Here is a 1,283-nt window from a genome sequence, read left to right as displayed (position 1 = left end):
TCCGTGAAGTCCGGAGAGCGGCGCTGCATGCTGATGTTGTCGATGTTGCCGTCGTGCTCGGCGATCACGGTCGCGATCTGCGCGAGCGCGCCGGGCTCGTTGACGTTCTCGACCCTGATGCGGGCCGGGAAGCGCTGCGGCGCGGTGTCCTCGATGTCCCAGCGCACGTCGAGCCAGCGCTCCGGCTCCTCCTCGAAGTCCTTCAGCGCCGGCGCCTGGATCGGATAGATGGTGATGCCCTCGCCCGGCGTGACGATGCCGACGATGCGGTCGCCGGGCACCGCGCCGCCGTTCGGCGCGAACTTCACCGGCAGGTCGGAATTGATGCCGCGGMTCGGGATCGCGACCGGGCTGCGCGGCGGCTCGGAGGCCACCTTCTCCTTGAGCTTGGCGGCGAGCCCCTTCTTGATGCCGTAGCGGGCGACGCGCTCCTCCTTGTAGTCGGGATACATCGCGCGCGCGACGTGGGAGGCCTTGATCTCGCCGCGCCCCACGGCCGCCATGACGTCCTCGATCGAGGTGCGCGCAAGCCGCGGCAGCGCGCCCTTGAGCTTGTCGTCGGCGTAGTCGATCTTGGCGCGCTCGAACAGACGCTCGACGATGCGCCGGCCGAGACCGACATATTGGTCGCGCACGGCGGTGCGCGTAGCGCGGCGGATCGCGGCGCGCGCCTTGCCGGTGACCGCGAGCGTTTCCCAGGCCGAAGGCGGCGCCGATTGCGCTTCCGAGGTCAGCACCTCGACCTCGTCGCCGTTCTGCAACTCCGACGACAGCGGCGAGAACTTGCCGTTGATCTTGCAGCCCACTGCGCTGTTGCCGACGTCGGTATGCACCGCATAGGCGAAGTCGATCACGTTGGCATGACGCGGCAGCGCGATCAGCTTGCCCTTCGGGGTGAAGCAGAACACCTGGTCGTGGAACAGCTCGAGCTTGGTGTGCTCGAGGAATTCCTCGGGGTTGGCACTCTCCGAGAGGATTCCGACGGTGTGGCGCAGCCAGGCGAACGCGTTGGATTCGCGCTTGAGGAACTCGGTCGGCGAGCCCGCGCCTTCCTTGTAGAACACGTGCGCGGCGATTCCGCGCTCGGCGATCTGGTCCATCGCCTCGGTGCGGATCTGGAGCTCGGCGCGCTGGTTGCCCGGACCGATCACGGTGGTGTGGATCGAGCGGTAGTCGTTCTGCTTCGGCGTCGAGATGTAGTCCTTGAAACGCCCCGGCACGACCGGCCAGGTGGTGTGGACGATGCCGAGCGCGCGGTAGCAGGCCTCGACGTCGTTCACGAC

At 67.8% G+C, this 1,283-nt stretch carries 1 protein-coding gene; it reads right to left on the bottom strand.

Features of this window, described 5'->3' with window-relative positions; translation table 11 throughout:
- Positions 1 to 1,283: RelA/SpoT AH/RIS domain-containing protein (locus AC1D00_RS41550; RefSeq protein WP_477014697.1), on the bottom strand; the 1,283-nt coding region annotated here is incomplete at both ends.

The organism is Bradyrhizobium sp. P2_E8, assembly GCF_056403875.1.
Note: the sequence above shows the minus strand (reverse complement) of the source record. Positions and strands in the feature narration are given on the sequence as shown.